Genomic DNA, 5231 nt, shown 5'->3' on the forward strand with positions numbered 1-5231 from the left:
ACGGCGCCGCGCCGCATCAGCGCCGAGTACCGCTTTCCGTACCTGGCGCATGCGCCGATGGAGCCGCTGAACTGCGTGATCGACTTCCGCGGCGATGCCTGCACGGTGCACATCGGCTCGCAGTTCCAGACCATCGACCAGGCCGCGGTGGCGGCCACGCTGGGCCTGAAGCCCGAGCAGGTGACGCTGAACACCGCGATGGCCGGCGGCGGCTTCGGCCGGCGCGGCGTGCCTTCGTCGGACTACGTGGTGGAAGCCGCTCAGGTGGCCAAGGCCTGGCGCGCGGCCGGTGGCCAGGGTGCGGTGCAGCTGATGTGGAGCCGCGAGGACGACATCCGCGGCGGCTACTACCGCCCGCTGCACGTGCACCGCGCCGAGATCGGCCTGGACGCCAAGGGCCAGGTGCTGGCCTGGCAGCACACCATCGTGGGCCAGTCCATCCTCAAGGGCACGCCGTTCGAGCCCTTCATGGTCAAGAACGGCGTGGACGCGGTGTCCACCGAAGGCGTGGTGGATACGCCCTACGGCTTTCCGCTGGCGCTGGACGTGCACCATCCGCAGGTCAACGTGCCGGTGCTGTGGTGGCGCTCGGTGGGTCACACGCACACCGCCTTCGTGATGGAAACGCTGGTCGACGAGCTGGCCGCCGCCGCCGGGCAGGACCCGGTGGCCTACCGCCGCCAGCTGCTGGGCGACCGGCACCCGCGCATCCGCGCCGCGCTCGACCTGGCGGTGGCCCGCTCGGGTTATGGCCAGCGCAAGCTGCCGGCCGGCCAGGCCTGGGGCGTGGCGGTGCATGAGTCGTTCTCGTCCGTGGTGGCCTACGTGGTGGAAGCCTCGGTGGTGGACAAGCAGCCGGTGCTGCACCGCGTGACGGCCGGCGTGCACTGCAACTTCGCGGTCAATCCGATGACGGTGCAAACGCAGGTGCAGGGCGCGGTGGCGATGGCGCTGGGCACCACGCTGCCGGGCGCCGCCATCACGCTCAAGGACGGCGTGGTGGAGCAAAGCAACTTCGGCGACTACACCGTGGCCCGCCTGAACCAGATGCCCCCGGTGGACGTGCACATCGTGCCCAGCACCGAGGCGCCCACCGGCATGGGCGAGCCGGGCCTGCCGCCGCTGGCGCCGGCCCTGGCCAACGCGGTGGCCGCGCTCACCGGCCAGCGCCTGCGCGAGCTGCCCTTCAAGCTGGCGTAGGCCGCTGACGGCCGGCGCCGGCGCAGCGGCGGGCACGTCACATGCCGTCAACAGCATGTGCAATGCGGCCCACCGGGCCAGACGGAGATCGGATGACGAGAGGACAGGACCGCGCCCGCCGGGGCGCCCGAGGGCTGGCGGGCAGCGTGTGGTGCGCGCTGGCGCTGGCAGGCTGTGCGCTGCCGCCCTTCACGGCACCGGGCGCCACCGCGCCGGTGCACTACGACTGTGAAGACGGCTTGCGGCTGCAGGTGCGCTACGCCAGCGATTCAGCGCAGGTGAGCCTGCCCGACGGGCGGGTGCTGACGCTGCGCCAACAGCCCAGCGGATCGGGCATGCGCTATGCGGAAGGGCCGGCCGAGCTGCGCGGCAAGGGCCAGGAGATCACCTGGGCGGTGGCCGACCGCATTCCGGTCAACTGCATCGTGCGCCCGCGTTGAGCGGCGCGCACGCAGCGGGCTTCACACCACGCAGCCGGCCTCGGGCGCCAGGCCGCCATCACCCACCGACAGCGGCGCCGGAATCACGTAGCCGTAGCGTGAGGCGGTCAGCTCGGCCAGGATGGCCACCGCGATTTCCGGCGGCGTGCGCGCGCCGTTCTTGATGCCGACCGGGCCATGCAGCCGGTCGAGCTGTGCATCGGTCAGGCCGAAGTGCTCCTTCAGCCGCGACTTGCGCTTGGCCTGGTTCACGCGCGACCCGATGGCGCCCACGTAGAAGGCCGGGCTGGCCAGCGCCTCCATCAGCGCCAGGTCGTCCAGCTTGGGGTCGTGCGTCAGCGCCACGATGGCGGTGTGGCCGTCGGGCTTGAGCTCGGCCACCACGTCGTCGGGCATGCCGCGCAGCAGGCGCGCGCCAGGCACGTCCCAGCCGATGGCGTATTCCTCGCGCGGGTCGCAGATCAGCACCTGGTAGTCCAGCGCCTGCGCCATCGTGGCCAGGTAGTGCGTCATCTGGCCGGCACCGATCAGCAGCAGCCGCCAGCTGGGGCCGTGGGTGGTGGTCAGCGTGGTGTCGGTCAACTGCAGCACGTCGCCTTCGCTGGGCGGCTGCAGCTCCACCTGGCCGTCGGCCAGCTGCAGCACGCGGCGGATGCGGTCGCCCTGCTGCAGCACGGCCAGCAGCTCGGGGATGCGCGAATGCGGGCCCACCGGCTCGAGCACCAGCTCCAGCGTGCCGCCGCAGGGCAAGCCGAAGCGGGTGGCTTCTTCAGCCCCCACGCCGTAACGCACCACTTCGGGTGCGGTGAGGGTCAAGGCACCGTCGCGCACCTTGGCGATCAGGTCGTCCTCGATGCAGCCGCCCGACACGCTGCCGGCGATCTGCCCGTCGTCGCGCACCGCCACCACTGAGCCCACCGGCCGCGGCGCCGAGCCCCAGGTGCGGGTGATGGTGCCCAGCACCACGCGACGGCCTTCGGCCTGCCAGCTGGCCAGCTGCCGAAGGATGTTGAGATCCACGTTGTCCATCCAGGGACGATAGCGCCAAGCGGGCACCCTTGCACAGGCAAGGACGCGGGTTTTCCCGTCGGTGCAAGGCCGGATGGCCTGCCCTAGCATGCGTCGGCGGCCGTGGTTGTGCATCGATCGCGGCATTCGGCATTCCTAGGAGACAAACCCCATGGGTACGAAGATCACGCTGCAGGTCAATGGCACGGCCGTCACCAAAGAAGTGGAGCCCGGCACCCTGCTGGTGGAGTTCATCCGCGAACACCTGCGCCTGACCGGCACGCACGTGGGCTGCGACACCTCGCAGTGCGGCGCCTGCACCGTGCACCTCAATGGCCGCGCCATCAAGAGCTGCGCGATGCTGGCGGTGCAGGCCGATGGCGCCCAGCTCACCACCATCGAAGGCATTGCCGCCGCCAACGGCGAGCTGCACCCGATGCAGGCCGCCTTCAAGGCCTGCCACGGCCTGCAGTGCGGCTTCTGCACCCCGGGCATGGTGATGAGTGCCATCGACCTGGTGCAGCACCATCCGCACGGCACCGAGCAGGAAATCCGCCACCACCTGGAAGGCAACCTGTGCCGCTGCACCGGCTACCAGAACATCGTCAAGGCCGTGCAGCAGGGTGCTGCCGGCATGGGCGCTTGACCGCAAGGGGCACAGCATGACTGCACGACAAGGCTTCATCGGCCAATCGGTGCCGCGCCGCGAAGACGCGCGCTTCCTCACCGGTCGCGGCCAGTACACCGACGACATCACGCTGCCGCAGCAGACCTACGGCATCTTCGTCCGCTCGCCGTATGCCCACGCCAGGCTCACGCGCGTGGACACCGCTGCGGCCCAGGCCGCGCCCGGCGTGCTGGGCGTCTACACCGGCGAGCACTTCAAGGACGTGGGCGGCCTGCCCTGCGGCTGGCTGATCAACAGCATCGACAGCACGCCGATGAAGGAGCCCAAGCACCCCATCCTGGCGCTGGACAAGGTGCGCTACGTGGGCGACCGCGTGGCCCTGGTGGTGGCCGGAACCCTGCAGCAGGCCAAGGACGCCGCCGCACTGGTGGAGGTGGACTACGAGGAGCTGCCCGCGGTGGTGGACGTGGCCAAGGCCGCGCAGGTGGCCGCTGCCGGCGGCGCGCTGCATGCCGAGGCGCCCGACAACCAGTGCTACCTGTGGTCCATCGGCGACTCTGCCGGCACCGACGCCGCCATCGCCAGCGCGCCGCATGTCAGCAAGCTCACCTTCCGCAACAACCGGCTGGTGCCCAACGCCATCGAACCGCGGGCGGCCAATGCCAGCTACAGCCCGGCCGACGACAACTACACGCTGTACGTGGCCAACCAGAACCCGCACGTCGAGCGGCTGCTGATGTGCGCCTTCGTGCTGGGCATCCCCGAGCACAAGATGCGCGTGGTGGCGCCCGACGTGGGCGGCGGCTTCGGCTCCAAGATCTTCCTGTACGGCGAAGAAACCGCGCTGGTGTGGGCCAGCAAGCAGCTGGGCCGGCCCATCAAGTGGACGGCCGACCGCAGCGAGGCGTTTTTGTCCGACGCGCACGGCCGCGACCACCTCACCACCGTGGAGCTGGCCACCGACAAGCAGGGCAAGTTCCTGGCGATGCGGGTGCACACCCAGGCCAACCTGGGCGCCTACCTCAGCACCTTCTCGTCGGCGGTGCCCACCATCCTGTATGCCACGCTGCTGGCGGGGCAGTACGCCACGCCCAAGATCAGCTGCCAGGTGCAGGCGATGTTCACCAACACCGCGCCGGTGGACGCCTACCGCGGCGCCGGCCGGCCTGAGGCCACCTACGTGGTCGAGCGCATCGTGGAGACCGCCGCGCACGACCTGGGCATCGACCCCGCCGAGATCCGCCGCCGCAACTTCGTGCGCGAGTTTCCGTATGCCACGCCGGTGGGCCTGACCTACGACACCGGCGACTACGAAGCCACCATGGCCCGCGCCATCGAACTGGCCGACGTGGCCGGCTTCGCGGCCCGCAAGGCCGAGAGCGAGGCCAAGGGCTTGAAGCGCGGCATCGGCTACTCGGCCTACATCGAGGCCTGCGGCATCGCCCCTTCCAGCGTGGCGGGCGCGCTGGGCGCGCGGGCCGGCCTGTTCGAGGCGGGTGAGGTGCGGGTGCACCCCACCGGCAAGGTCACCATCTTCACCGGCAGCCACAGCCACGGCCAGGGGCATGAAACCACCTTCGCGCAGGTGGTGGCCGACAAGCTGGGCATTCCACTGGACGACGTGACCATCGAGCACGGCGATACCGGCAAGGTGTTGTTCGGCATGGGCACCTACGGCAGCCGCTCGCTGGCGGTGGGCGGCACCGCCATCGTCAAGGCGCTGGACAAGGTGGTGGCCAAGGGCCGCAAGATCGCCGCGCACCTGATGGAAGCGGCCGACACCGACGTGGTGTTCGAGGACGGCGTGTTCAAGGTGGCGGGCACCGACAAGAACGTGCCCTTCGCGCAGGTGGCGCTCACCGCCTACGTGCCGCACAACTTCCCGCACGACAAGCTGGAGCCGGGCCTCAACGAAAACGCCTTCTACGACCCCAGCAACTTCACCTACCCCGCCG

5 protein-coding genes are annotated in these 5231 nt (G+C 70.3%); 4 read left to right on the plus strand and 1 reads right to left on the minus strand.

Annotation, left to right across the window (positions count from 1 at the left end; all coding sequences use genetic code 11):
* Positions 1-1200: molybdopterin cofactor-binding domain-containing protein (locus tag ABNT58_RS22425; protein WP_348755621.1), on the plus strand; the 1200-nt coding region annotated here is incomplete at its 5' end.
* Between the two features lie 92 nt (positions 1201-1292).
* The gene (locus tag ABNT58_RS22430) at positions 1293-1640 is read left to right on the plus strand and encodes an MliC family protein (protein WP_348755622.1); all 348 of its coding nucleotides are present in this window, start codon (positions 1293-1295) and stop codon (positions 1638-1640) included.
* Between the two features lie 21 nt (positions 1641-1661).
* Here the strand turns inward: ABNT58_RS22430 and ABNT58_RS22435 are convergent, their stop codons facing one another.
* A complete protein-coding gene (locus tag ABNT58_RS22435; protein ID WP_348755623.1) occupies positions 1662-2669 on the minus strand; it encodes an XdhC family protein in 1008 nt (335 codons plus the stop codon).
* A 151-nt stretch (positions 2670-2820) separates the two neighbouring features.
* On the opposite strand from ABNT58_RS22435, the gene ABNT58_RS22440 reads away from it, so the two are divergent.
* Together ABNT58_RS22440 and ABNT58_RS22445 are read left to right on the plus strand one after the other, a co-directional pair.
* Positions 2821-3294, plus strand: coding sequence for a (2Fe-2S)-binding protein (locus ABNT58_RS22440; protein ID WP_348755624.1), 474 nt, complete (start codon positions 2821-2823; stop codon positions 3292-3294).
* A gap of 16 nt (positions 3295-3310) precedes the next feature.
* Positions 3311-5231: xanthine dehydrogenase family protein molybdopterin-binding subunit (locus ABNT58_RS22445; RefSeq protein WP_348755625.1), on the plus strand; the 1921-nt coding region annotated here is incomplete at its 3' end.

Origin of the sequence: uncultured Aquincola sp., from assembly GCF_964001545.1 — a bacterium.
Classification (GTDB): Bacteria; Pseudomonadota; Gammaproteobacteria; order Burkholderiales; family Burkholderiaceae_C; genus Aquincola.